This window comes from Micromonospora sp. NPDC049060 (assembly GCF_040649055.1).
Classification (GTDB): Bacteria; Actinomycetota; Actinomycetes; order Mycobacteriales; family Micromonosporaceae; genus Micromonospora; species Micromonospora reichwaldensis.
This window is the reverse complement of record NZ_JBEZEV010000001.1, coordinates 109,650-135,133: the sequence shown is the minus strand read 5'-3', so window position 1 is coordinate 135,133 and position 25,484 is coordinate 109,650. Positions and strand designations below refer to the sequence as shown.

The window sequence follows — 25,484 nt, the reverse complement described above, 5'->3', positions numbered from 1 at the left end:
TGGAATCCATCCCCACACCCCGGTTGGCCATCAACCGATCACGAAAGTGATCGAGACAGCTGAGCTGTGCCGCCTGTGGAGGCGTCGGCTGTTCGGGGGGTGGCGGGGAGATCGACGTGACGGCACGCTTGTCGGCGTGAAGGCCTTCGTGGGGGTTACGGACGAGAAGTGGTACCGCTTCCTGGCCGCACGTCCCGAACTGAACGAGGTCAACTTCTGGCGGCCTTCGGGCGGCGGTTTCCGCGCGCTCACAGCAGGCGAGCCGTTCTTCTTCAAAGCCCACCATCCTCTCAACCGCGTCATCGGTGGTGGCTTCTTCAGCGGCTTTACTCAGCTGCGAATCTCGGAGGCATGGGAGCTTTTCGGGGAGGCCAACGGCGCGGCGAGCATCGACGAGATGCGCCGCAGCGTCGGCCGCTACCGCAGGCAGCCGATCGCACCCGACGAGGACCCCGTCATCGGCTGCATCTTCGTGCGTGACGCCAACTTCTTCCCGGACGAGTCCACCGTCGGCCCGCCGCCGGAGTTCAAGTCGAACGTGGTGCAGGGCAAGACGTACGACCTTGCGGACGCCGCCTGGGGCGACTACTTCGAACTGCTGATCCATCGCCTGATCGGCACGACTGTCGAACTCGACCTGAGTGAACCCTGGCATCGGCCCGGCCCGGTCTACGGAGATCCACGGCTGGTGCCACAGCGGCTGGGCCAGCAGTCGTTCAAGGCCGTGGTGCTCGGGGCGTACGGCCGACGCTGCGCGATCACCGGCAACAGGGTCCAGCCGGTGTTGCAGGCTGCGCACATCCGACCGTTGCCGAAGGGTGGTGAGCATCGCCTGGACAACGGCCTGCTCCTGAAGTCGGACGTGCACATCCTCTTCGACAAGGGCTACCTGGGCGTGGATCCCAAGTATCGACTCGTGGTCAGCCCTCGGCTTCGCAGCGAGTTCGGCAACGGTGACCAGTTCTATGCCAAGGCGGGCGAGCAGATAGCTGTTCCAGATCGCCGGCCCGACCGCCCGAACGCGGAGTTCCTGGAATGGCACCTCGACACCGTCTACAAGGCGGCATGACCCATAGCCGGGGTTGAGCGTCAGTCGACGAGGCTGACGTCGTCAGTTCGGGTGGGGTGGTTCGTCGAGGATGGCGCTGAAGCGCTCCTCGGCCAGGTCGAGCTGGCCGAGGATGTGCTCCTTCACCGGCGCCGACAGGGGAGTGTCCGGCCGGGTGACGAGGTCCCGGTAGACCGGCACGAGCGGCCGGTACTTGCGGGCCGACGAGGTCACCTTCGGGCCGACGGTGTGGATGACGCCCACGCCGTTGTCCGTGAAGTCGGAGATCTTGATGACCCGCGCCCACGGCTCCCGGTCGAGGCTGGCCGCCACGTGCTCCCGGTACTGGACGTGCTTGTCGCGCCCCGGGTCGTACGCCGGATTGGTGACCGCGCCGACCAGGCGGGCCACCCGCGGCCCGAACCGCTCCGCGAGCACCGCCAGGGCGGCGGCGGTGGCGTCCTCGCCGTGGTGCGCCACGGCACGTTCGCCGCCGGACGCGGCGGCCAGCTCGTCGGGGTGGTCCTCCACCGCGTCGTGCAGCAGGCCGGCGACGATCGCGTCCACGTCGCGGACCTGGTAGTGGTGCATCATCCGGATCGCCACCCGCAGCAGGTGGTTCAGGTAGGGCTCGCGGACCCGCCGGTCGTCGCGGTGCAGCTCGGCGGCGAGGTCGAGGGCCTCGGTGAGCCGTTCCCGCGCGGCCTCGTCGAACGCGCGAAGCTCCAGCCGGAACCGGGCCAGCAGGCCGGGCTCGCCGTGGATCTCGGTGATCGCGTGCATCGGCATGGTGGCCAGGTAGGCGGGAAACTCCATCCGCCACTTATAGCCGATCTTCACCCCGCCGGGGGTCCCTGCCGTCGCCCACCCGACGCCGGCAGCCCCGGCCGAACGCCACCGCGGCGCCCGGCCAGGGGCAGCCCGTCAGGTGCCGGAGACGCGCTTGACCAGGCGTACGGTGGTGCCGTCGGCGCTGCCGGCGACGGTGGCCTCGTCCATCAACCGGGTCATGATCAGCCGGCCACGGCCGCGCTCGCTGTCGTCGGGGCTCGCGTCCCGCCACCCGCCCGTGTCGCTGACCACCATCTCCAGCCGGTCGGCGCGCAGCCGCCCCCGGACGGTGACTGACGCGTCCGGGGCGAAGCGGTAGCCGTGCTCGATCGCGTTGGCGCACGCCTCACCGGCCGCGATCAGCACCGCGTCGACATCGGCCCGGCCGATGCCGAGGCCGGTCAGCCACTCCCGCAGCGCCTCCCGTGTCGGCGCTAGCTGCTCGGCGTCGGCGGTCAGCGCCGCGGCGAAGACCGCCGGCTCCCGATGCCGGTAGACCAGCACCGCCACGTCGTCGTTGCGGGTGTCGGGCAGCAGGTCCCGGACCATCCGGTCGGCCAGCGCGCCCTCGGGCAGCTCGCGGCCCTGAGTGAGCGCGGCGACCGCCCGGGAGATGCCGGCGTCGATCAGTTCGCGGCGTCGCTCGATCAGCCCGTCGGTGTAGAGCAGCAGCGTCGAACCGGACTGCAGCCGCGCCCCGGCCTCCGGCCGGCGGGGCACCGTGACGCTGGCCAGCGGCACCGAACCGGCGTGGGTCAGCAGGTCGGCGGAGCCGTCCGGGTGCACCAGGATGCCCGGCGGGTGGCCCGCCGAGGAGTAGCGGAGCACGCCCAGCGAGCGGTCGATGATGGCGCAGAAGACGGTGGTGCAGGCCCCGCCGGGCACCATCCGGGCGAAGTCGTCCAGCGCGGACAGCACCTCGGCGGGGCTCTTGGCCTGCAGGAGCAGGGCGCGCGAGGCGCTGCGCAGCTGCCCCATCACGGTGGCGGCGGGCAGGCCCCGCCCCACCACGTCGCCCACCACCACGCCGACGAGGTCGCCGGGAAGCTGGACGACGTCGTACCAGTCGCCGCCCACCTCGAGCGGCGCCACCGCCGGCTGGTAGCGGGTCGCGAAACCGGCCGGCAGGTCGACCGGGCCGAGCATCGCCCGCTGCATGGCCAGGGCCACCGTCCGCTGCGTCTCGAAGGCCCGCGCGCGCACCAGCGCCTGGGCCAGCGCCGCGCAGAGCTGTCGTACGAGCGGGAGGTCCACCGTCTGCACCGACCGGGGCGGGTCCAGCTCCAGCCACACCCCGCCGGGTGCCCCGCCCGGCTCGACGCGTGCCCCGAGCGCGGTCACCCGTCCCGCGTCGTCGACGACCAGCTGCGGCTCGCCCTCGGTGGGCAGCCCGTCGAGGGCCCGCTGCACCTGCGGGGTCAGCGTCAGGCCCTGGGTCACCGCCAACGGCGTGCCGGCGGCGTCGGCGCAGACCGCCAGGCCGCGGGTGCCGTCCAGCAGGGTGCACAGCTCGGACAGGCCGGCGTCGAGCACCTCGGCCACGTCGGTGGCGCGGGCGAGCCGGCCGGAGAGCGCGGCCAGGGCGGACTGCCGGGCGGCGGCGCGGACGTCGGCGGTCACGTCGCGCAGGGTGGCGACCCAGAGGCGGCGGCCGGTACGCGGCTCCCGCAGCGAGTTGTAGACCGCCTCGGCCCAGATCCGGTGCCCGTCGGCGTGCCGCAGCGGCAGGGTGACCCGTCCCCGGCGGGCGTCCCGCGCGGTGCGCAGCACGTCGATCAGCAGGCGCCGGTCGGCGGGCGCGGCGTCGGCCTCCGGCCACCACGGGTGCGGCGGCGCGACCGGCGTCGCCAGCTGGGCGGCGCCGACCAGGCGGCAGAACGCCTCGTTCGCCTCGACCAGCGCGCCGTCGGCGTCGACCACGGCGAACGCGTCCTGCAACGACTCGATCAGGGCCGCCCGCCAGGTCGCCTCCTCGTTGCGCAACCGGGCCAGCTCCAGGTGCGCGCCCACCCGGGCCAGCAGCTCCTCCGAGGAGAAGGGCTTGGCCAGGTAGTCGTCGGCACCGGTCCGCAACCCCTCCACCGCGGCCTCCCCACCGGCGCGCGCGGAGAGCACGATGATCGGCAGCCCGGCGGTACGCCGGTCGGCGCGCAGCGCCCGGACCAGCCCGAAGCCGTCCAGGCGGGGCATCATCACGTCGGTCAGCACCAGATCGGGCACCCGCTCGGCGATCCGGTCGAGCGCCTCTTGGCCGTCGGCGGCGACGACCACCCGGTGGTGGGGTGCGAGCAGGCTCGCGAGGAACGCGCGCAGGTCGGCGTTGTCGTCCACCACCAGCACCGTCGCGGCGTCCCGGGCGTCGTCGTCGGTCGCGTCCGCCTGGGTGGGCGCGGCCTCCGGCAGCCAGTGCAGGGCCTCGGCGACGTACGTCTCGTGGGCCCGCTCGCGGTGCGTGGCCGAGGCGGTGGGCCGGCCGTACGGCAGGCGGACGGTGAACGTCGAGCCCTCGCCCTCGACCGAGCGCACGCTGACCTCGCCGCCGTGCAGGTGGACCATCTCCTGCACCAGCGCCAACCCGATTCCGGTGCCCTCGTGCGACCGGCCGCCGGCGCCGCGTACGCGGTGGAAGCGGTGGAACAGCAGCGGCTGCTGGTCGGCGGGGACACCGACGCCGGTGTCGTCGACGGTCAGCGTGACGTGCGCGTCGTCGCCCCGCAGCCGCAGCCGCACCGCGCCGGCCAGGGTGTACTTCAGGGCGTTGGAGAGCAGGTTGACGACCACCTTCTCCCACATGTCGCGGTCCACGTACGCGGTGCGCGGCAGCGCCTCGACGTCGACGCGGTAGCTCAGCTCGGCCTGGCGCATCGCGTACGCGAACGACTCGGCGACCCCGGCGGTGAGCGCCGGCAGGTCGGTCTCCACCCGTTCGGGGTCCAGCCGGCCGCCCTCCAGGCGGGCGAAGTCGAGCATGTCGTCGACCAGCTTGCGCAGCCGGCCGGTGTTGCGGTGCACCAGCTCCAGGCGTTCGCGCTGGCCCGCGGGGAGCGGCTCGCGCCGGTCGGCGAGGCTCTCCCGGACCGGCCCGGCGATCAGCGTCAGCGGGGTGCGCAGCTCGTGGCTGACGTCGGTGAAGAACTCCGTCTTCGCCGCGTCCAGCTCGGCCAGCGCGGCGGCGCGACGCCGCTGTGCCTCGTACGCCAGCACGTCGCCCAACGCCGTCGAGACCCGGTTGGCCACCAGGTCGAGGAAGCCCCGGTACGCCTCGTCCAGCTCGCGGAAGGGGCTGATGCCGACGACCAGCACGCCGGCCGGGTGGGTCTGCCCGGTGGCCAGCAGGGGCAGCACCACCACCTCGTCCACGGGCACCCCGACGACCGCCCCGGCCCCGGCGCGGGGGTCACCGGGCAGGGCCACTCCCCGGACCCGCGCGGGGCGGCCGGTGCGCGCCACCTCGCTGATCTGCGGCAGCCACCCGGGACCCGCGGCGGCGTCGTCCTCGGGCACGCCGACCGAGGCGGCCAGGACCAGTTCGTCGTCGGACTCCCGGCTGCCGCCCGGCCCGGGGCCGGTGAGGTGGGAGTCGTCGTCCGGCGTCACGCCCCCGGGACGTAGGTAGATCATCGCGGCGGGCAGGTCGGCCGGGCTGCCGGTGAGGACCCGGGCCGCCGCCCGGACGGCGTCGCGGGTGGTGTCCGCCGCCGCGATCGAGATCGAGCCCAGCTCGCGCAGCGTCTCCAGCCGCCGGTCACCGAGCACCCGGGCCGTGACGTCCGTGGTGGCCACGAAGACGCCGGGAACCCGGCCGTGCCCGGCGCGTACGGGGCTGTAGGAGAAGGTCCAGTACGTCTCCTCGAGGTAGCCGTGCCGGTTGAGCAGGAGCAGTTGGTTCTGCGCGTAGGTGGCGCCGCGGCCGGCGAGCACGTGGTCGGTGAGCGGGCCCAACTCGTCCCAGACCTCCGCCCAGCACCGCGCGCCCGGCTGACCGATCGCGGCCGGGTACTTGTCGCCGAGCACCGGGGTGTACGCGTGGTTGAAGATCTGCACCAGCTCGGTGCCCCACCACAGCAGCATCGGGATCTTCGACGGCAACACCGTGCGCACCGCCGCGTACAGCTCCGGCGGCCAGGTCTCCACCGGGCCCAGGGCGGTGGCGGCCCAGTCGGTGGCCCGGTGCGCGGCGCTGGTCGGGTCGTCGCCGGCGAAGAGGTCGTCGGCGGACGCCCCGGCGCCCGCCGGTCCGACGCGCTGCTTCGAATCCACGTCCCGGCCCCCTGTCCCCGCGCTGGTCTCCGGGTCGCAAGCAGCCGCCGTGTCCTGCCCCTCATCGTCCCGCCGGAGTCACTTTCCCCAACCGGTCACGCCCGAACCGTCGATCGACGTGACCCGACCCGCACCCCGACCCGCACCCCGACCGGCACCCTGACCGGCGGCCCGTGGGGGCGGGGTCGGGGGTGGGGTCAGGTGGTCAGCCAGGTGGTGGCGCGGGTGCGGATGGGGGCGGGGATCTCGTGCGAGCCCGGGAACTCGTCGTAGGTGACGTCGTAGCCGAGCGAGCGCAGGCGGGGGACCAGGCGACGGCTGCACACGTCCACCGGCAGGACGGGGTCCCGCGTGCCGTGCGAGACGTAGACCCGGGGCCGGCCGTGGGTCACCAGCGGCGCGGCGAAGCCGGGGGAGAAGGCCAGCACCGCGTCGACCAGGTCGCCGTTGGTCAGGCCCAGGGAGAGGGCGTACGAGGCGCCGTCGGAGAACCCGCCGAACGCCACCCGCGCCACGGGGTAGCCGGCGAAGGCCGTGGCCAGCAGGCCGTCGATGCGCCGTACGTCCGTCCCGAAGCCCTCGCCGCCGATCAGGTCCCAACTGCTCGCCACCGCCTGCGGGGCGACCAGCAGCAGCCGGTGCGCGTCGGCGACCGGCAGCAGCAGGTCCAGCCCCTGCCGGGCCGAGCCGCCGGCCCCGTGCAGGAGCAGCACCAGCCGGTACGGCGGCCTGTCGACCGGCTCCGGGGCGTACACCATCGCCAGCGCGGCACCCCGCGGGTCGGTCAGCGACGCCAGCCCGGCGGCGGCCAGTGCGGTCGGCGGGGCCGGACGCGCGGCGAGCCGGCCGTGCCGGGGGTTCTCCTCCAGCTGCCGGTGCGGTGTTGCGGGCTCGGTCACCGGATCACCGCTCCTCGTCCTGGGCGGGCATGCGCCGGCGGTTACCCGCCAACCCGACCCGCAATCCCGCTGGCGCGTCCCGCCACGGGCGTGATCAGCGAGCGGCGCGGCCCCGCCACGCGGCCTGCCACGGCGCGATCGGCCAGCGGCGGTCCGCCACAGGCGTGGCCGGCGAGCGGCGCGGTCGTCCACCGGCGGGTCCCGCCGGCGCGGCTGCGGCCGGGGGCCGGCTCATCCGCTGACGCGGCGGACCAGCCGGGACGGGAACATCGTCGCCGGCGGCACCGGTCGCCCGCCCAGCACGGCCGTCGCCGCCGCCGTGGCGATCTGCGTCACCGGATGCGTCGCCGTGGTCAGCGCGGGGGTGGTCATCGCGGCGAGCGGGATGTCGTCGAAGCCGGTGACCGCGACGTCCCCGGGCACCTGGACGCCGTCGCCGCGCAGCCGGTCGATCACCCCGAGCGCGGTCGCGTCGCTGCTGCCGACGATCGCGTCGGTGTCCGGCCAGCGCTCCAGCACCTCCCGGGCCGCCGCCCGGCCGCGGTCCGCGCTGAAGTCCCCCGGCACCAGCCGCTCCGGCAGGGCGGCGTCGTGCACGATCCGCCGGTACGCGCCGACCGACCGGCTGGCGCAGGACAGCCAGCGAGGCCCGGTCACCATGGCGATGCGGCGGCGCCCGGTGGCGTACAGGTGCCGGACCACGGCCTCGGTGCCGCCGCCGTTGTCCACGTCGAAGGCCGGTACGAGGGGGGAGCCGATGCCGATCGAGGCCACCCGACCGCGCAGCCGCGCCGGGATCGCGTCCAGCACCCCCTCGGTGGTGTTGATCAGGACGACCCCGCCGACGCTGCGGTCCCCCGCCAGCCGGCGCACCTCGCCCGGCGACCGGGTGGGCAGCCAGTGCAGCGCCACTCCGAGTCCGTGCGGCGCGCAGACCCGGGCGCACGCGCCGAGCACCCGGTGGACGTACGGGTCGTCGAGGACCGTCACGGCGGGGCCGGTCACCGCCACCACCAGCCGGAACCCGGTGCCCTGGACGAGCGCGCGGGCGGCCGGGTTCGGCGCGTAGCCGAGCCTGTCGGCGGCGACGTTCACCCGCTCGCGGGCGGCGGGGGAGGCGTAGCCGGTGCCGGCGAGCACCCGCGAGGCGGTGGCCCGGGAGACGCCCGCCGCCCGGGCGACGTCCTCCAGGGTCGGTGGTCGGTGTGTCGTCGCCATTCCGGTCCTCCCCGTCGTCGGCCGTCGCGGCGTGGACGGTCGACCGAATCATCCCCCTCCGGCGCGTCCACGGTAAGGGGTGGGACCGGGTTGTCCTGAGAGCGCTCTCAGGTGTGGGATCGGGCGGTAGACCACCCGAGGCGAGAGGACCGCCACCGTGAGTCGCACCATTGCCCCGCCCGCCGCGCCGCGCCCGGCCGTGCCCCGGGCGGTGCTGGCCGCCCGTACGGGCGTGGCCGTGGTCTTCGCGCTCAACGGCCTGGCCGTGGCCACCTGGTTCTCCCGGGTGCCCGCCGTCCGGGACGCGCTCGGGCTCAGCGCGGGTCGGCTCGGGCTGCTGCTGCTGGCCATGTCCGTCGGCGCGCTGCTCGCGATGCCCACCGCCGGCCTGGTGGCCCAGCGGCTCGGGGCGGCCCGCACGGTCGCGCTCTCCACCCTGCTCCTCGCGGCCGGGCTGACGGTGACCGGGGTCGCCGCCGTGGCCGGCTCCCTGGTCGGGGTCGCGGTGGGGCTGTGCGCCGTCGGCTACGGCTCCGGCCTCTGCGACGTGGCGATGAACGTCGAGGGCGCGGCGGTCGAGCGGCGGCTGGGGCGTACGGTCATGCCCCGCTTCCACGCGGCGTGGAGCCTCGGGTCCGTGGCCGGTGCCGGGCTCGGCGCCGGGGCGGCCCGCCTCGGCGTGCCGGTCGCCGCGCACCTCGCCGCGCTGGCCGCGGTGGTGCTGCTCGGCACGCTGCTGGCCGTCCGGTCCTTCCTGCCGGTGGCCGAGAGCGGCACCGCCTCCGCGTCGGCCGCTCCGGCCGAGCGTCGCCGTGAACTGCTCGCCGCCTGGCGGGAGCCCCGCACCCTGCTCGTCGGCCTGCTGGTGCTGGTGTCGGCGTTCGCCGAGGGCAGCGCCAGCGACTGGCTGGCGGTCGCCTTCATCGACGGCCACGGCCTCAGCGAGGCGGCCGGGGCCGCGGTCTTCGGCGTCTTCGTCGTCGGCATGACCCTGGGCCGCACGGCAGGCACCGTCGCGCTGGACCGGTGGGGCCGGGTGCCCGTCCTGTCCACCACGATCCTGCTCGCCACGCTCGGCGCGGGCGTCGCGGTGCTCGCCGACTCCGGGCCGGTGGCGATCGCTGGCGTCGCGCTCTGGGGGCTCGGCGCGTCGCTGGGCTTCCCGGTGGGGATGAGCGCGGCGGCCGACGACGAGCGGCGGGCGCCGGCCCGGGTCAGCGTGGTCGCCGTGATCGGCTACACGGCGTTCCTCGCCGGCCCCCCGCTGCTCGGCCTGCTCGGCGACCGGGTCGGCACCCTGCGGGCCCTGCTCGTGGTGCCACTGTTGCTGCTGCCCACCCTCGCCCTGGTGCCGGCCACCCGCCCACCGGCCCGCTGAGCGGTCACCCGGCCCGTGCTCGTCCGCCGCCCCGCCGGGGCGGGCCCCGCGCGGCGGCGACCGGCCCGCGCGGCGGCGACCGGCGCGCGCAGGGGGCTCCCAGGTGCGGCGCAGGCGATTGCCAGGTGGCGGTGCTGCACTGGGCAGACGCCGAGGAGAGGAGCCGGGCATGGGCTGGTTCAACCGGCGGCCGCGCGCCGCCGACGCGATCCCGACGAAGCTCGACCGCGAGGCGACCCGGGAGGACCTGGCCGCGCTGGAGGCGTTCGTGGCCAGCCGCCGGGGCGTGGAGTTCTACCTGGAACCGGAGACCACGGCGACCGACACCACAGTGGTCGCCATCGCCCACGACGGCGAGTGGATCCGCCGTCGCACCGGCTCGCCGCGCGCCGCCGGCTCCATCGCCCGCAAGCACGCGGTGCCGCTGTACGAGGCTGCCCGCACCGGCTACCCGGAGCGGATGCGGGTGTGGAACCGGGCCCACCCGGAGCGCCACGCCCGCTGAACCGCCCGCTGGACCGCCCGTTCAGCCGGCGACGGCCCGGGCCAGGGCGAAGCCGACGGTGGCGGCGCCGAGGCCGGCGGCCACGCTGGACAGCACGTTGACCAGCGCGAGGAACCGCCGGCCCCGGCGCGCCAGCCGCAGCGTCTCGTACCCGAACGTGGAGTACGTGGTCAGCGCGCCGCAGAAGCCGGTGCCGAGCAGGGCGCCGGCGGTCGGGCCGACGGGCAGCCCGGCCAGGAGACCGAGCAGCAGCGACCCGGTCACGTTGACGGTCAGCGTGCCCCACGGGTAGGCGCTGCCGAGCCGGGCCTGCACCGCCCGGTCGGTGAGGTAGCGCAGGGGCGCGCCGAGCGCGATCAGCAGGACGGTCACCGGCCGGCCCCGTGCTGCCGCCGGTCCTGGCGGGCGGCGTCGAGCAGCCGGCCGGCGACGGCGTCGCCGAGCCAGACCGCGACCAGCGCCCCGAGCAGGGTGGCGGCCAGGTAGCCCAGGGCGACCTCCGGCGCGCCGGCGTCGAGCGCCAGGCGGACGTCCACGGCGTACGTGGCGAAGGTGGTGTAGCCGCCGAGGACGCCCACGCCGAGGAACGGGCGCAGCAACGGTCGGCGGCCACCGGAGCGCTCCAGCGCCGCCATCAGGACGCCGATCAGCAGGCACCCGGTCAGGTTGACGGCGAAGGTCGCCCACGGGAAGCCCGTCGGGCCGTGCGGGACGGCGTGCTGGAGGCCGGCCCTGGCCAGGGCACCGAGCGCGCCGCCGGCCGCGACGGACCCGAGCACCGCGCCGGGTCGGGTGGCCAGCTCGCCCCGGTCGGCGGGTACGCGCAGGTCGACGTCGGGGTCGACCCGCGGATCCGATCCGGTCACCTCGCCCTCCCCGCCGGTGCCACGGACGTGACCTCGGCGCGCCCGCCAGCCTAACGTCCGGGTGCGTTGGTCCCGGGCGCGCGGGCCGGCGTACCGTACCGGGACCGGCGGTCGAGGGGGCCGCCCCGGGCGGGCGTGGAGCGGTCGATGGGCGGGACGGTGCGATCGTCGAGCGACGGCGGGACGGCTGAGGTGGCCGGGCGCGACGCCGCGTACGCCATGTTCGCCGCCGACGTCGCCAGCCAGGGGCTCGGCATCGAGCTGGTGGAGGCCGCCGGCGGCGCGGCGGTGGCCCGGATGCGGGTGACCGCCGCGATGGTCAACGGCCACGCCATCGCCCACGGCGGGTTCGTGTTCCTGCTCGCCGACACCGCCTTCGCGCTGGCCTGCAACAGCCACGGCCCGGCCACCGTCGCCGCCGGCGGCGAGATCAGCTTCGTCCGTCCCGCCCACGAGGGTGACCTGCTGACGGCGCACGCCACCGAGCGCACCCGGTACGGCCGCAGCGGCATCTACGACGTCACCGTCACCCGGGACGACGGCGCGGTGGTGGCCGAGTTCCGGGGCCGCAGCCGCACCCTGCCCCCGACCGCCGGCTGACCCCGCCGGCCGCCCCGGGCCGCGTCTCCCGGCGCCCCCACGACGGGCTCCGGCGCGGCTAGCATCGGCGCGGTGCGAGTACTGGTGGTCTCCGCGCCGTTGATCGGGCACGTCGCTCCGCTGCTGCCGCTGGCCGCCGCACTGCGCGACGCCGGGCACGAGGTGCTCGTCGCCACCGCCGCCGACGGGCTGCGCGCGGTGCGCCCCGGGCTGCCGGTGCGCGCCGTCGCGCCCGCGTTCGACTTCGGCCGCATCGCCCGCCGCGTGCTGCTGCGCCACCCGCTGACCGCGCGGGCCGAACTGGCCGGCACCGCCGGCACCCGGGGCGCCGGGCTGCTCTTCGGCGCCGTCAACGACCAGCTCGCCGACGGGGTGGTCGCCCTCGCCGGGCAGTGGCGACCCGACCTGGTGGTCCACGAGCCGTTCGCGGTGGCCGGCGCCCTCGCCGCCGCGACGCTCGGCGTGCCCGCCGTACGCCAGGAGAACGCCCTCTTCGACGGCCGCGAGCTGGCCCGGGCGACCCTGGCGCGGCTCGGCCCGGCGCTGCGCCGGCACGGCCTGACCGAGCTGCCGCCGCCGGCCGCCGCGATCGCCGTCGCCCCGCCCAGCGTGCTGCGTCAGGACGGCTGGCCGATGCGCTACGCCACCGAGGCGGGCGGCGAGCTGCCGGACTGGCTGCGCGAGCCGGGGGAGCGGCCCCGGGTGCTGGTCAGCCGCAGCACCGTCGCCGGCCCCGGCAGCGCCGGACCGATGCCGGCCGTGGTGGCCGTCGCCGACCGGGTCGACGCCGAGTTCGTGCTGGTCCGCCCGGAGGCGCGGCTGGCCCGCCGGGCGCTGCCCGGCAACGTGCGTACGGTCGACTGGATCCCGGTCCCCGCGGCCCTGCCGGCGAGCGCGGCGCTGGTCCACCACGGCGGCGCGGGCAGCGTCCTGAGCGCGCTGATCGCCGGGGTGCCGCAGCTGGCGACCGTCGGGGCGGGCGACCGGCGGCACAACGCCAAGCTGGTGACCGCGCGCGGGGCCGGCATCGCCGCCCGCACCCGCGACATCACCGCCGACACCCTGACCCGGCTCGTCACCGACACCGCGCTGCGCGACGCGGCGCGGCAGGTCAGCGCCGAGATCGCCGCCATGCCGGCGCCGAGCGAGCTGGTGCGGCGACTGGAATCGCTGGGCTGACCCGGCGTCGGCGTCGGCGGCGGGTCAGCGCGGCGGCCCGGCCCTGTCGCATTCGTCAGACAGAATGTCCTGATGGGACACGTCGTGCTGTTTCATTCCGCCTACGGGCTGCGACCCGCCGTGTTGACGGCCGCCGACCGGCTGCGCGCCGCCGGCCACCACGTCGTCACCCCCGACCTCTACGGCGCGCCGGCCGTCGACACGCTAGAGGAGGGCTTCGCCCTGCTCGAGCGGATCGGCGAGCCGGCGGTGATGGGGCGGGCCCGGGCCGCGCTGCTCGAGGCGCCGCCCGACGCGGTGCTGGCCGGGTTCTCCATGGGTGCCGCGGTGGCCGGCGCGCTGCTCAGCGAGCGGCGCGAAGCCGCCGCGCTGCTGCTGTTGCACGGCGCCGGCGGTGTGCCGGAGGCGGTCCGCCCGGGCCTGCCGGTGCAGCTGCACATGGCCGACCCGGACGAATACCCCCCGGAGCCCGAGCTGAGCCGGTGGCAGCGGGCGATGTCCGGAGCGGGCGCGGACCTGAGCGTCCACCGCTATCCCGGCGTCGGCCACCTCTACACCGACCCCGACCTACCCGAACACGACTCGGCCGCCACCACTCAGACGTGGGACAGGGCGCTCGCCTTCCTCCACGGTCGCTGACGCGCCACCACGCCGTGCGGGCGGGGCGCCGACGGTCAGCGGAGGCGGGCCAGGTCCTCGGGGGTGAGCCGGATCGCCCCGGCCGCCACGTTCTGCGCCAGGTGCGCCGGGTCGCCGGTGCCGGGGATGGCCAGCACGTGCGGCCCCTGGTGCAGCGTCCAGGCAAGGCGGATCTGGTGCGGGGTCGCGCCGTGCGCCCGCGCCACCGCCCGTACGGCCTCGTCGTGGTCGCCGCCCGCGCCCGCCTCCCGCCCGGCGCCCGCGATCGCGAAGAACGGCACGAAGGCGATTCCCCGCTCGCCGCAGACCCGCAGCAGCTCGTCGGCCCACCGGTTCACGTCGAGGGCGTACGCGTTCTGCACGCACACCACCGGCGCGATGTCCCGCACCTCGTCCAGGTGGTCCACCCGCACGTTGGACAGGCCGAGATGCCGGATCAGCCCGGCGTCGCGCAGCTCGGCCAGGGCGGCGAACCGTTCCGCCACCGAGTCGCGCCCGGGTCGCCGGACGATCCGCAGGTTCACCACGTCCAGGTGGTCCCGGCCGAGCCGGCGCAGGTTCTCCTCCACCTCCCGGCGCAGCTCCGCCGGGCCCAGTTCCCGGTGCCGGGTCGCCTCGTCGAAGGACGGCCCGACCTTGGTGGTGACGACCAGGTCGTCCGGGTACGGCGCGAGGGCCTCGCGGATCAGGTCGGTCGCGTACCGGGGCGGGCCGGTGCCGACGCCGAGCGGTCCGCCCGGCGAGACGTAGAAGGCGGCGGTGTCGATGTGGTTGACGCCCAGCTCGACGGCCCGGCGCAGGACGCGGACGGCACGCGCCCGGTCCGGGTCGACGGTGAGCCGCATGGAGCCGAACCCCATCCGGTGCACGGTGCGGTCGCCGAGCGTCCAGGTGCCGGCGGCGGAGGCGTTGGTGTCTTCGACAGGCATCGGGCGAACCTAGCCAACCGGCCCCGGGCGCGCATTCGGTCGGCCGCCCGATACCGCCCGGATCGAATCCCCGTTAGCTTGGATCGTGGGGGGAGATCCTCCTGGTCGCCCCACCCTTCCCGCCGCGCCTGGCACACTGCCCGCTCACGCCGCGACCGGCGTGCCGCGCGGCAGGGCCCACCTCGGCCGCTGCCCGCGCCCCTGCCGCCGCGCCGAACCCTGCGCCCCGAGGGCTGCCGGCGCAGCGGGGCCGGCCGGGTGCCCGGCGAGGTCGTTGGCCGTGACGGCGGTGGACCTGCCGGTCCTCAGGTCGATGACGACGCGGTCGCGCGCGGTCGTCGGATCGGGGCCGGCCGAGGGGTGGCGATCGCGGGCCGCGACCCAGCCACGCAGCTCCACCACCCGGCCGCCCCCGGCACGTTCCGCGGGGACGGCGACCAGCGGACCGGGCGCGGAACGCGCCCCCGGCAGCGCCGCGACCCGGGACACGTCGGCGACCCGGACCGCGCGGGCGGGCCGGGCCGGGGCAGCGGGGCGGGGCGCGGCAGCGGGACGGGGCGCGGCGGCGGGCCGCCGTAGTGGTGCCGGATGCGACCCGCGAGCGTCCCGGGCCGCCGGGCGGTCGGCGTCGGCGCGCGCCGGCACCGACGCCACCTGGGCGGTGGGGGCGTGCACGACCGCGGGCACCGAAGAGGCGTCCGACTCCGCCGGCCACCCGGCCCGGCGGGCGAACGCGGCCCGCGCCGCCCTCGGCAGCCGGGCGTACGCGACCTCGCGGACCACCGGGTCGGCGACGGCGTACCGGCCGTCGGGGCGGGTGACCAGCAGACCCGTCGAGGCCAGGGCGCGCAGCACCGGGGCGGCCCGCCCGGGGGCCCAGTCGAGCAGGCGCGCCACCGTCGCGGCGGTGATCCCCGCGCCGACGGTCGCGACGGCCATCAGCACGGCCCGCCGCGCCCCGTCCAGGCAATCCAGCCGGGCGTCGACCTCCCGGCGCACCGCCTCCGGTACGGACCGCCCCGCGTCCGGTGACGCCGCGTACGCGACGGCCCGCCCCGGATTGCCCCCGACCAGCGGCAGCAGCCGGGCGACACCCGCCGTCGGCCGCTCCGCCCGGCCGAGCAGGTGCCGCAGCAGCCGTCCGGTCTCGACCGGGCGCAGCGGCGGCAGCGCCAACCGGTGCCGCCGGTCCCGTGGGCCGGGCAGCACGTCCGTCCAGTCGGCACGGTGCAGGGTCACCACCACCAGCGGCAGCGACCGCGCGGTGGCCGCCGCGAAGAGCCGGTGCAGGAAACGGTGCAGCGTCGCGGTGGCCCGGTCGAGGTCGTCCACCGCCACCATCACCGGCTGCCGGGCGGCGAGCCCCAGCAGCGCCTCCCGCGCCACCTCGACGCCCCGCACCGCGTCGCCGGAGCCGTCCGGCGTGCCCAGCAGCGCCTCCAGCGCGTACACCGCCTCGGTCAGGCCGGCGGGCGGCACCAGGTCCGTGAGGGCGGCGGTGAGGCGCTGCCGTACCGTCGCGGGCGGCTCACCGTCGCGGAGGCCGGCGAGCCCGCGCACCAGGTCCGCGACGGGCGCCAGGGGCTCCGGGTACGGCGCGCAGTGCGCGACGCACCAGCGCACCGGCACCCCGTCCACGGTCCGTACCGCCCGGGTCAGCTCGTGCAGCAGCCGGCTGCGCCCACTGCCGGCGGGACCGACCAGCGACAGCCAGCGCGGGTCGCGGCCCCGCACGGCCCGGACGATCAGATCCCGGGCGGCGGCCAGTTCCCGCCGCCGCCCGACCAGCGGCCCCTCGTGCCGGGTCGGGGCCGGTCGGGTCGTGCCGGTGGCGTGCCACACGTCGACCGGCAGCGCCTTGCCGGCCAGGGCCACCGGCGGTACGCGGCGCTGGTCGACCAGCCCCACGGTGGCGCGGTGGGTGGCCGCGCAGAGCGCCACCCCGCCCGGCGGGGCGTACTCCTGCAACCGCGCGGCGGTGGTGATCACCGCTCCGCTGGCCACGCCGTGCCCGCCGTCGCGCGCCGCGGCGAGGTCCACCAGCGCCTCACCGGTGGCCACCCCGGCCCGGACCCGGAGGCACGGCGCGCCGGGCGGCGGTCGCCGGTCGAGGGCCCCCTGGATCTCCAGCGCCGCCCGCACCGCCCGGTACGCGTCGAACCCGTCGGACCGGCGGGCCCCGAACAGGGCCATCACCGCGTCGCCGACGTACTTCTCGACCACCCCGTGCCACCGGCGCAGCACCCCGCCCACGGTGTCGAAGTACGCCCGTTGCAGGATCCGCACGTCCTCGGGGTCGAGCCGCTCGACGAGCGCGGTCGACCCGACGATGTCGACGAACAGCACGGTGACCAGGCGTTTCTCCTCCGGTACCGGCCAGCCTGCCGAGGTGGACCGCTGCGAACCGGCGACGATGGTGGCCATGGGCATCGCACCCGCCTTCCCCACGGTGCTGACGACGCCTCGGACACTGTCACCGATGGGCCAACGGGGGATCTGCCGAACGACGTATGTCCACCCTGCGCAACCGTCGGTCGCGATCTCGACGCGAGGAGTACCACAGGCGCGAAAGACCCGTAGAACGGTGCGGGGGCACTTGACTAGGCTGCGTGCCATGGCCAGCGACGTGGACACCGCACCACTCGTCGGCCGGGCCGACCTGGTGACGACAGTACGGTCCGTGCTGCTCGACGACGTCACACAGGGGAACACCGCCGCCGTCTTCCTCACCGGCGAGAGCGGCGTCGGCAAGACCCGGCTGCTGCGCGAGGTGGGCACCCGGCTGCGCGACGCCGGTGCCCTGGTGCTCACCGGCTCCTGTCTGGACATCGGCGACGCGTCGCCCCTGCACCCGCTGCTCCAGGCGCTGCGCCGCCTCGACGCCGAACTGACCGGCTCCCAGGCCCGGACGTCCTCGGCGGTCCGTGACCTCCTGGGCGTGTTCGCCGAGGAGACCGCCGGCCCGGACGGCGCCGGGGCGCTGCTGGAGCGGGTCTCGCGGGGGCTGCACCTGATCGCCGAGGGACGGCCGCTGGTGCTCGTCCTGGACGACCTCCAGTGGGTCGACCGCAGCACCCGCCAGCTGCTGCTCTACCTGCTGGCCGGGTTGGGCGACCTCCAGTTGTCGGTGCTCGCGGCGGTACGGGCGGAGTCGTTGCAGGGCGCGCACCCGCTGCGCCGGGTGCTCACCGAGCTGCGCCGGCTGCGTACGGTGCGGGTGCTCGACCTGGCCCCGCTGGACCGGGCCGGCACCGACCGGCTCGCCACCGCAGTGGTCGGCCGGGCGCTCACCCCGGAGGCGGCGGAGCTGGTGTGGCGGCGCAGCGGCGGCAACCCGTTCGTGGTGGAGGAGCTGGCCCGCGACCTGCGCGACGGCCGCGACGGGCTCTCCGACACGCTGCGCGAGATCTTCCTGGCCCGGGTGGACGCGCTGCCGCAGCACGCGCACGCCGTGGTGCACGCGGTGGCGGCCGGCGTCGAGCCGGTGGCTCACTGGCTGCTGGCTCGGGTGGTGCGGCTGCCCGAGGACGAGCTGATCGAGGCGGCCCGGGCGGCGGTCGCCCACCGGCTGCTGGTGAGCGCGGACGACGGCTACCGGCTGCGGCACCGGCTGGTCGCCGAGGTGCTGGAGCACGAGCTGCTGACGGCCGAGCGGGCCGCCCTGCACCGCCGCTACGCCGAGGCCCTCACCGCGGCCCCGGCGGAGCTGCACCAGGCGCGCCTGGCGCACCACTGGCGGCTGGCCGGCGAGCCGGCGCGGGCGTTGCCGGCGGCGATGGCCGCGGCCCGGGAGGCCGAGCGGCTGCACGGCTGGGCCGAGGCGCACCGGCACTGGTCGGTCGCGTTGCAGCTGGCCGCCGCGCCGGGCGTCGCACCGCCGGACGTGGACCGGGTCACGCTGCTCAGGCACGCCGCCGAGGCCGCCCACCACTGCGGCGAGCACGCCCGGGCGCTGACGCTGATCGAGGAGCTGGCCGCCGCCGACGCCGATCCGTCGGCCTGCGCGCTGCGCATCCGCCGGGCCCGCTACCTGGCCGCCGCTGGCCGCTCGGCGCCGGCCGAGGCGGAGTACCAGCTGGCCCTGGAGGCCGCTGACTGCACGCCCCGGGAGCGGGCCACGGCGGCGGCGCACCTGGCCGAGCTGCTGCTGCACCTCGGCCGGTACGCCGACGCGGGCCGGCGGGCCCGGGAGGCGCTGGAGCTGGCCGCCGAGGTGCCGGGCTCCACCTCGGAGGTGGTGCTGGCCAGCGCCGCGCTCGGCTTCTCGGAGGCGTATCTGGAGGACCCGGACGCCGGGCTGGCGGTGATGCGCCGCGCGCTGGAGACCGCCGAGCGCTCGGGTCGGCCGGAGGACGTGGCGTGCGCGTACCTGCACCTGGCCGAGCTGCTGACCGGCCCGCTGAACGTGCTGGAGGAGGGCGTCGTGGTGGCCCGCCGGGGCGCCGAGCGGATGGCCGAGCTCGGCCTGGGCCGCACGTACGAGACCCGGCTGCTGGCCATCGCCACCAACGGGCTGTTCCGCGTCGGGCAGTGGGCCGAGGCGGAGAAGGTCGTCGCGGCGGCGTTGCGGCACCGCCCCTCCGGCGCGGACGCGGTGGAGCTGCTGCTGGCGCGCTGCCGGCTGTCGGTGGGCTACGGCGACGTCGAGGCCGCCGACCGCGACCTGGACGCGGTGGCCACGATGCTCGCCGGCGGCGGGGCGCGGCACGTGATCCCGCTGCTCACCCTGCGGGCGGGGCTGGCCATGTGGCAGGGCCGGCACGACCTGGCCCGGCAGGCGGTGCAGCGCGGCCTGACCGAGAGCCGCTCCGACGACGTGGGCATCCTCGCCGCGCTGGTGTGGCACGGCCTGCGCGCCGAGGCCGAGGCGCACGCCGGCCGGAACGTGGCCGTCGACCCGACGGCGGTGCGGCGGCTGCGGGAGGTGGCCGACCGGGTCGCCCGCAAGAGCGGGCACGCCGCCCGCCCGGTACGCGACGTGGTGGACGGTTTCCTGGCGCTGTGCGCCGCCGAGGTGAGCCGCCTCGACAGCAGCGACCCGGAGCTGTGGGCCCGCTCGGTGGCGCAGTGGGACCGCCGCCACCACCCCTACCCGGCGGCCTACTCGCGGCTGCGGCAGGCGGAGGCGCTGCTGGCCCGGCGCAGCCGCAGCGCCACCGCGGGCAAGCTGCTGCGCCAGGCGTACGAGGTGGCACAGGGGCTCGGCGCGGTGCCGCTGACCTCGGAGATCCGTACCCTCGCCGGCCGGGCCCGGGTGTCGCTGGAGGAACGTCCGGCCACCGACGCTCCGGCCGCCGGGGCGGACGGCGACGAGCTGGCGGCGCTGACCGCCCGGGAGCGGGAGGTCCTCGCCGCCGTCGCCGAGGGGCTCACCAACCGGGAGATCGGCCAGCGGCTGTTCATCAGCGAGCGCACCATCGGCGTGCACGTCTCGCACATCTTCGACAAGCTCCAGGTCCGCACCCGGGTGCAGGCCAGCGCGATCTTCCTACGCAACCGGGCCGGCTGACGCGCGGCGCGGATACGTCGTTCTACTGATCCGGCCGGCCATCGCCGGCTGGCAGGCTGTGCTGCGTCGCTGACGGCACGGGGGTGCCGGGGGAACCACTGTGGAGGAGAGATGACGGAACCGGTGTGGGGGCCCGTGCATCGGGACATCGTCGATCTGCTCGCCGACCATCCGGCCGACGTGCCGGCGGTGGTCGACCACCTCACCAAGCTCCAGGACATGCTGGTCCGGCTGCCTCCGCTGGAGGCGAGCTGCCCGCTGGCCGACTTCAACCGGCTGTACCTGACGATCACCGAGAACGTCCTGAACGGGCTCTACGACGACCGGTTCGCCGACCCGGTGTTCCTGTCCCGGCTCGACGTGGAGTTCGCGGCCCGCTACTTCGACGCGATGCGGCTGTGGACCGACTCCAGCCCGGGTACGCCGAAGGCCTGGGCCTGCCTGTTCCAGCGGATGCGCGGGCCGGACGCCCGCCCGCTGCCGTCGGCGGCCGCCGGGGTGAACGCGCACATCAACTTCGACCTGCCGTTCGCGCTGGTGACCACGTTCGACAGCCTGGAGTCGGAGCCGGTGGACGGCACCGACCAGCACCGCGACTACCTGGAGATCAACAAGATCTTCGCGGACAAGATCCCCGGCCTGCGCCGCGGCTACCTGGAGCGGTGGCAGCTGCTCATCGACATGCTCAACGGCGACATCGACGACTGGTACCAGGGGGAACTGGTCGAGTACACCCGCGACGTCGCCTGGCGCAACGCGCAGAAGATCTGGCAGTGCCGGCACGACCCGGCCGCCCACGAGTGCGAGCGCGCGCGGCTGGACGACACCGCCGCGGCGCTCGGTCGGTTGCTGCTCTCGCCCCTCGGGGCGTTCCTGCAGTAGCCGTGACGGGGGGTCCCCGCGCTCCGCACCCGGCACCCGGCGGAGCGCTGGGCCGCGTCCCCGCCGGACCAGGGCTCGTTCGTCGGGGGGCGACGGGCCCGGGTCGGGGCACGGTCCGCGCGGCCCGGGGGGTCCGCGCGGCCCGGGACGGGACGAGGGGTTCGCGGGTCGGCCGGCCCGGGGGGTGTCGGCCGGCCCGCACCGGGTACGCCCGCGCCATGAGTCACCCGGCCCGTCGGCCCGCCGCCCGACCCCGTCCCCGGCCCGTCGCCCCGTTCCGTCCCGCCCGACCGGGCGACGCCCGGGGCGGCGCGCGATGACCGGCGAGGCGCACCGGTTCGCGTTCCGCTTCGACCCGGTCTTCCGGCCGGCGCTCGCGCTGGTGGGCGTCCGGCCGGCGACCGCCTGGGTCGGCGTCGACCGGGCCGAGCTGGTGGTCCGGTTCGGCCCGTGGCACCTGCGCACCGCCCGGGGCAACGTCGTCGGCGTCGCGCCCACCGGCCCGTACCGCTGGTGGCGGGGGATCGGCGCGCGCCTCTCGCTGGCCGACGCCGGCGTCACCTTCGCCAGCAGCACCGCCGCCGGGCTCTGCCTGCGCTTCGCCGAGCCGGTGCCCGCCCTGCTGCCCGGCGGGTGGCTGCGGCACCCCGGGGCGACGGTCACCGTGGCCGATCCCGACGGTCTGGCCCGGGTGCTGGCCGACCGCGACGGCGACTGAGCCGTCCCGGCTTCACCGTTCGGGCGGGCGGCCGGCCGGCGACCGCCTACGGTCGGGTCAGGACGGCCGAGGGTGGGGAGGGGGCATGCGTGACGAGCACGGGCCGAGGTCCCGGCGCACGCGTGGTCGCCGGCCGCCGCCCGCCGGCCCGCCACGGGACCTGCGCGCCGCCCGGGACCCCACCCGTCCCGGCGACCGCGCCGGACGCCCGGTCGCCGTCCCCGAGGCGCAGGCCAGCCCCGCCCGGCGCGCCGCGCCGCTGAGCCCGCTGCGCCGGTGGCTGTTCGCGCACCAGGTGCAGCCGGTCGGCCCCGAGGCGGCGGAGGGGCAGGCCCGCTCGCGGGCGTGGTGGCAGGTCATGTGCCTGACCGGGGTGGACTACTTCTCCACCCTGTCGTACCTGCCCGGGATCGCGGCCGTGGCCGCCGGGGCGCTCTCCCCGCTGGCCACCCTGCTCATCGTCGCGCTGACGCTGTTCGGCATGCTGCCCATGTACCGCAGGGTGGCCCGGGAGAGCCCGCACGGGCAGGGCTCGGTGGCGATGCTGGAGCGGCTGCTGCCGTTCTGGCGCGGCAAGATCTTCGTGCTGGTCCTGCTCGGCTTCGTGGCCACCTCCTGGATCATCACGATCACCCTCTCCTCGGCCGACGCGACCGTGCACCTGCTGGAGAACCCGCACATGCCCGAGAGCGTCGGCGGCACCGGCGTGGCCGTGGGCGTCACCGTCGTACTGTTGCTCGTCCTCGGCGGGGTGTTCCTGCTCGGCTTCCGGGAGGCGGTCGCGGTGGCCGTCCCGCTGGTGGCGGTTTTCCTGGCCCTGAACGCGCTGATCGTGGCGGACGGGCTCGTCGGGATCGCGGCGGACCCGCGGCCGCTGTCGGACTGGACCGCGGCGCTGACGGCCGGTGGTGGCCCCGGGGAGGTGGCGGTGACCGCCGTGCTGGCGTTCCCGCTGCTGGTGCTGGGGCTCTCCGGCTTCGAGACGGGGGTGAGCATGATGCCGCTGGTGGCGGGCGGGGGCGCGGACCGCGAGGCGCGGCTGGCGGCGCGGATCCGCAACACCCGCCGGCTGCTCACCACCGCCGCGCTGGTCATGTCGGTGTACCTGGTCTCGACCACCCTCGTGACCACCGTGCTGATCCCCGCCCGGGAGTTCGAGCCGGGCGGGGCCGCGAACGGCCGGGCGCTGGCGTACCTCGCCCACGAGCGCCTCGGCGAGACCTTCGGCACCGTCTACGACGTCAGCAGCGCGCTGATCCTCTGGTTCGCGGGTGCCTCCGCGATGGCCGGCCTGATCAACATCGTGCCCCGCTATCTGCCCACCTACGGGATGGCGCCGGAGTGGGCCCGGGCCGTGCGGCCGGTCGTGATCGTCTACACCGTGGTCAGCGTCGCGATCACCCTGATCTTCCGGGCCGACGTCAACGACCAGGCCGGGGCGTACGCGACCGGCATCCTCGCGATGATGGTCTCCGCCGCCGTGGCGGTCACGATCTCCGCGGCCCGCCGCCGGGAACGCGTCGCGGCCGGCGGCTTCGCCGTGCTCACCCTGGTCCTGCTGTACGCCCTCGCCGAGAACGTCGTCGCGAAGCCGGACGGCATCGCCATCTCCGCGCTGTTCGTCCTCGGCATCGTGGCCGTCTCGCTGGTCTCGCGGGTGACCCGGACCACCGAGCTGCGCACGGACCGGATCGAGTTCGACGAGCCGGCCCGCCGGTTCATCGCCGAGTCGGTGGCACACGACGGCCGGCTGCACCTCATCGCGCACAAGCGGGCCGGCGGATCGGTCAAGGAGTACACGGTAAAGGAACGGGCGCAGCGGTCGATGAATCCCGTGCCCGGCGAGGGCGACATCCTCTTCCTGGAGATCGACGTGGTCGACCCGTCGGACTTCAGCCAGGTGCTGCGGGTGCGTGGCGTGGAGGTGGGCGGCTTCCGGGTGCTGCGGGCCGGCAGCCCGGCCGTCCCCAACGCCATCGCGGCGATCCTGCTGGCGCTGCGCGACGCCACCGGCGTACGCCCGCACGCCCACTTCGAGTGGTCGGAGGGGAACCCGCTCGCGCACCTGCTGCGCTACCTGATCCTCGGCCGCGGCGACACCCCGCCCGTCGTGCGGGAGATCATCCGCAAGTCCGAGCCGGACCCCGCCCGTCGGCCCGGCATCCACGTCGGCGGCTGACCGCGCTGCGCTCCCTCACCCCTGTCGAGGTGAATAGTTCGCTTATTCATGTTTGACGGACTTGCCCGATTCTCGCCCGTATCGTGACCTCCGGTGGCTGTCGCGACGTCAGCCGCCCCGCGTCCCGTTCGACGCGGCCGTGTCACGCACGCACGAGAGGCAGGGAAGCCTGATGACGACGTATCAAGGGGGCCGGCGGGCGGCACCACCCAGGCGGCGGTCGAGGTGGTTCTTAGCCGGCGGCCTCGTGGCGGGCAGCCTGGTGGCGGGGGCGGCCGGGCTCACGGATGGCGCCGCCTTCGCCGCCGACCGGGACATGCCGACCGCCGCACCGACCGCCTCGCCGTCGCCGTCGCAGTGGGCCGGCGACCACTCCGGTGGGCCGCGCGGCGACGCCGTCGAGGACCGGGACCAGGCGCGCGAGGAGCGGCGCGGCGGGCAGCGGGACGACCGCCCCGGACGGCCGGGCCAGGGGAACCGCGCGGAGGTCGCGGTGCCGTGCGACTCGACGAAGCTGATCTCGGCGCTGGTCCGGGCCAACGCCGAGGGCGGCGCCGACCTGCGGCTGGCGCCGAAGTGCACGTACGAGCTGACCCACGCCTTCCAGCAGCCCGACGAGTACGACGGCGGGATCCGCGACGCCCGGGAGACCGCCGACAGCGCCGAGAACCCCGGCGACGCCGAGGCGCCCCCGCGCAACCCGCAGCACGACCGGGCCGGGCTGCCCGTCATCTACCACCCGATCTCCGTCCGGGGCGAGGGGGCCACCATCGTCCGGAACGGGCACGCCGAGGCGTTCCGGTTCTTCACCGTCCGCGACGGCGGGGAACTGACGCTCTCCGACGTCGTGCTCCGCAACGGCCTCTCCGCCGCCGAGGGTGGCAGCATCCACATCGTGCACGGCGCGTCCGCCGTGGTCGAGCGCACCACGATCGTCGACAGCACCTCCCTCTCGGCGGAGGGGGGCGGCGGTGGGATCTTCAACGACGGGCACCTGGTGGTCACCGGGAGCACGTTCGTCGACAACCACGCCGCCGGCACCGCGGGCAAGGGCGGGGGCCTGCTCAACGGTGGCGTGCTGAGCCTGGAGAACTCGCAGTTCCGGGGCAACAGCGCCGTCGCGTACGGCGGTGGCTTCGCCAACTACCGGGGCGCGGCAGAGGTGCACTCGAGCACCTTCGCGCGCAACAACGCGGCGCAGGGCGGCGGCCTCGCCAGCTTCTCGGCCCGTACCCGGGTCGCCGACACGAAGGTGGTGGGCAACACCGCCCAGACCGGCGGCGGCATCGCCAACTCGGACGCGTTGATCTTCCTGCGCGGCCTGGAGGTACGCGACAACACCGCCACGGGCAACGGCGGCGGCATCTCCACCGTCCAGGGCCTGCTCCCGCTCGACGACAGCGTCGTGTCGGGCAACACGGCGCGCGGATCCGGCGGCGGCATCCACGCCCAGAAGTCGAACGTCCTGCTGCGCCGCAGCGAGATCGAGCGCAACCACGCCGTCGGCGCGAAGTCCACGGGCGGCGGCGTCCTCGCGTCGCTGGGCCGGCTCTCCCTGTACTCCAGCACGGTGGCCGGCAACGTCGCCACCGTGAAGCCGAGCGGCCTCCACGTCGACAAGGCGCAGGTCAAGGTCGACGACGAGACCGACATCATCGACAACGAGCCGACCAACTGCGAGGGCAGCCGGGTGCCGGTCGCGAACTGCTTCCGGTGACCCGTCGCGGGCCGTCCCAGCCGGGACGGCCCGCCCCCCCCCGGGGGCGGCCCGCCCCCCCCGCGGTAGACGCGAGAGCGGCGGGGGGGGGCCGACCCGCCCCCCGGGGGGGGGGGGGCAGCCCGGG

At 76.1% G+C, this 25,484-nt stretch carries 19 protein-coding genes; 11 read left to right on the top strand and 8 right to left on the bottom strand.

Features of this window, described 5'->3' with window-relative positions; all coding sequences use genetic code 11:
• Window positions 1-136 precede the first annotated feature (136 nt).
• Window positions 137-1,069 (top strand): HNH endonuclease, encoded by a 933-nt coding sequence (locus AB0B83_RS00605; protein ID WP_311412635.1) that lies wholly within the window; start codon window positions 137-139, stop codon window positions 1,067-1,069.
• 42 nt (window positions 1,070-1,111) lie between these two features.
• Here AB0B83_RS00605 and AB0B83_RS00600 read toward each other — a convergent pair whose 3' ends face one another.
• From AB0B83_RS00600 to AB0B83_RS00585, 4 genes are all read right to left on the bottom strand, one after another.
• Window positions 1,112-1,864: an HD domain-containing protein gene (locus tag AB0B83_RS00600; RefSeq protein ID WP_357576324.1), complete on the bottom strand. Its 753-nt coding sequence runs from the start codon at window positions 1,862-1,864 to the stop codon at window positions 1,112-1,114.
• Window positions 1,865-1,972: 108 nt separating this feature from the next.
• Window positions 1,973-6,139, bottom strand: coding sequence for a SpoIIE family protein phosphatase (locus AB0B83_RS00595; protein WP_357576323.1), 4,167 nt, complete (start codon window positions 6,137-6,139; stop codon window positions 1,973-1,975).
• Between the two features lie 197 nt (window positions 6,140-6,336).
• Complete coding sequence (locus AB0B83_RS00590; protein WP_357576322.1) at window positions 6,337-7,038, bottom strand: phospholipase; 702 nt, start codon at window positions 7,036-7,038, stop codon at window positions 6,337-6,339.
• A 231-nt stretch (window positions 7,039-7,269) separates the two neighbouring features.
• Entirely contained in the window at window positions 7,270-8,256 is a 987-nt protein-coding gene (locus AB0B83_RS00585; protein WP_357576321.1) for a LacI family DNA-binding transcriptional regulator, read from the bottom strand.
• A 157-nt stretch (window positions 8,257-8,413) separates the two neighbouring features.
• Here AB0B83_RS00585 and AB0B83_RS00580 point away from each other — a divergent pair, with 157 nt between their 5' ends.
• Together AB0B83_RS00580 and AB0B83_RS00575 are read left to right on the top strand one after the other, a co-directional pair.
• Window positions 8,414-9,634, top strand: a complete 1,221-nt coding sequence (locus AB0B83_RS00580; RefSeq protein WP_357576320.1) for an MFS transporter — start codon at window positions 8,414-8,416, stop codon at window positions 9,632-9,634.
• A gap of 169 nt (window positions 9,635-9,803) precedes the next feature.
• The gene (locus AB0B83_RS00575) at window positions 9,804-10,139 is read left to right on the top strand and encodes a hypothetical protein (protein ID WP_357576319.1); all 336 of its coding nucleotides are present in this window, start codon (window positions 9,804-9,806) and stop codon (window positions 10,137-10,139) included.
• A 21-nt stretch (window positions 10,140-10,160) separates the two neighbouring features.
• Here the strand turns inward: AB0B83_RS00575 and crcB are convergent, their stop codons facing one another.
• Together crcB and AB0B83_RS00565 are read right to left on the bottom strand one after the other, a co-directional pair.
• Window positions 10,161-10,511, bottom strand: a complete 351-nt coding sequence (gene crcB, locus AB0B83_RS00570) for a fluoride efflux transporter CrcB (protein ID WP_357576318.1) — start codon at window positions 10,509-10,511, stop codon at window positions 10,161-10,163.
• Window positions 10,508-11,005: a CrcB family protein gene (locus tag AB0B83_RS00565; protein ID WP_357576317.1), complete on the bottom strand. Its 498-nt coding sequence runs from the start codon at window positions 11,003-11,005 to the stop codon at window positions 10,508-10,510. The genes crcB and AB0B83_RS00565 overlap by 4 nt, the downstream gene beginning before the upstream one ends.
• Before the next feature lie 147 nt (window positions 11,006-11,152).
• Between AB0B83_RS00565 and paaI the strand changes: the two genes are divergently transcribed.
• From paaI to AB0B83_RS00550, 3 genes are all read left to right on the top strand, one after another.
• Window positions 11,153-11,605 (top strand): hydroxyphenylacetyl-CoA thioesterase PaaI, encoded by a 453-nt coding sequence (paaI, locus tag AB0B83_RS00560; protein WP_357576316.1) that lies wholly within the window; start codon window positions 11,153-11,155, stop codon window positions 11,603-11,605.
• Window positions 11,606-11,677: 72 nt separating this feature from the next.
• Window positions 11,678-12,784, top strand: a complete 1,107-nt coding sequence (locus tag AB0B83_RS00555; RefSeq protein WP_357576315.1) for a nucleotide disphospho-sugar-binding domain-containing protein — start codon at window positions 11,678-11,680, stop codon at window positions 12,782-12,784.
• Between the two features lie 72 nt (window positions 12,785-12,856).
• A complete protein-coding gene (locus tag AB0B83_RS00550; RefSeq protein WP_357576314.1) occupies window positions 12,857-13,423 on the top strand; it encodes a dienelactone hydrolase family protein in 567 nt (188 codons plus the stop codon).
• 35 nt (window positions 13,424-13,458) lie between these two features.
• Here the strand turns inward: AB0B83_RS00550 and AB0B83_RS00545 are convergent, their stop codons facing one another.
• Entirely contained in the window at window positions 13,459-14,352 is an 894-nt protein-coding gene (locus AB0B83_RS00545) for an aldo/keto reductase (protein WP_357576313.1), read from the bottom strand.
• A gap of 144 nt (window positions 14,353-14,496) precedes the next feature.
• Window positions 14,497-16,782 (bottom strand): AAA family ATPase, encoded by a 2,286-nt coding sequence (locus AB0B83_RS00540; RefSeq protein ID WP_357576312.1) that lies wholly within the window; start codon window positions 16,780-16,782, stop codon window positions 14,497-14,499.
• Window positions 16,783-16,966: 184 nt separating this feature from the next.
• Between AB0B83_RS00540 and AB0B83_RS00535 the strand changes: the two genes are divergently transcribed.
• The 5 genes from AB0B83_RS00535 (at window position 16,967) to AB0B83_RS00515 (ending at window position 25,357) form a co-directional block, all read left to right on the top strand.
• Window positions 16,967-19,861 carry an AAA family ATPase gene (locus AB0B83_RS00535; RefSeq protein WP_357576311.1) on the top strand — a complete coding sequence of 965 codons (2,895 nt, stop codon included), beginning with the start codon at window positions 16,967-16,969 and terminating at the stop codon, window positions 19,859-19,861.
• A 111-nt stretch (window positions 19,862-19,972) separates the two neighbouring features.
• Window positions 19,973-20,743, top strand: coding sequence for a DUF5995 family protein (locus tag AB0B83_RS00530; RefSeq protein ID WP_357576310.1), 771 nt, complete (start codon window positions 19,973-19,975; stop codon window positions 20,741-20,743).
• 316 nt (window positions 20,744-21,059) lie between these two features.
• A complete protein-coding gene (locus AB0B83_RS00525; protein WP_357576309.1) occupies window positions 21,060-21,461 on the top strand; it encodes a hypothetical protein in 402 nt (133 codons plus the stop codon).
• 85 nt (window positions 21,462-21,546) lie between these two features.
• Window positions 21,547-23,640, top strand: coding sequence for an amino acid transporter (locus AB0B83_RS00520; RefSeq protein ID WP_357576308.1), 2,094 nt, complete (start codon window positions 21,547-21,549; stop codon window positions 23,638-23,640).
• A gap of 172 nt (window positions 23,641-23,812) precedes the next feature.
• Window positions 23,813-25,357 carry a hypothetical protein gene (locus tag AB0B83_RS00515; RefSeq protein ID WP_357576307.1) on the top strand — a complete coding sequence of 515 codons (1,545 nt, stop codon included), beginning with the start codon at window positions 23,813-23,815 and terminating at the stop codon, window positions 25,355-25,357.
• Window positions 25,358-25,484 lie beyond the last annotated feature (127 nt).

Bases quoted from the DNA above. Each gene is read 5' to 3' on its own strand.
- AB0B83_RS00600 (WP_357576324.1), bottom strand. From the start codon at position 1,864: ATGGAGTTTCCCGCCTACCTGGCCACCATGCCGATGCACGCGATCACC.
- AB0B83_RS00585 (WP_357576321.1), bottom strand. From the start codon at position 8,256: ATGGCGACGACACACCGACCACCGACCCTGGAGGACGTCGCCCGGGCG.
- AB0B83_RS00575 (WP_357576319.1), top strand. From the start codon at position 9,804: ATGGGCTGGTTCAACCGGCGGCCGCGCGCCGCCGACGCGATCCCGACG.
- paaI (WP_357576316.1), top strand. From the start codon at position 11,153: ATGGGCGGGACGGTGCGATCGTCGAGCGACGGCGGGACGGCTGAGGTG.
- AB0B83_RS00550 (WP_357576314.1), top strand. From the start codon at position 12,857: ATGGGACACGTCGTGCTGTTTCATTCCGCCTACGGGCTGCGACCCGCC.
- AB0B83_RS00545 (WP_357576313.1), bottom strand. From the start codon at position 14,352: ATGCCTGTCGAAGACACCAACGCCTCCGCCGCCGGCACCTGGACGCTC.
- AB0B83_RS00540 (WP_357576312.1), bottom strand. From the start codon at position 16,782: ATGCCCATGGCCACCATCGTCGCCGGTTCGCAGCGGTCCACCTCGGCA.
- AB0B83_RS00535 (WP_357576311.1), top strand. From the start codon at position 16,967: ATGGCCAGCGACGTGGACACCGCACCACTCGTCGGCCGGGCCGACCTG.
- AB0B83_RS00530 (WP_357576310.1), top strand. From the start codon at position 19,973: ATGACGGAACCGGTGTGGGGGCCCGTGCATCGGGACATCGTCGATCTG.
- AB0B83_RS00525 (WP_357576309.1), top strand. From the start codon at position 21,060: ATGACCGGCGAGGCGCACCGGTTCGCGTTCCGCTTCGACCCGGTCTTC.
- AB0B83_RS00520 (WP_357576308.1), top strand. From the start codon at position 21,547: ATGCGTGACGAGCACGGGCCGAGGTCCCGGCGCACGCGTGGTCGCCGG.
- AB0B83_RS00515 (WP_357576307.1), top strand. From the start codon at position 23,813: ATGACGACGTATCAAGGGGGCCGGCGGGCGGCACCACCCAGGCGGCGG.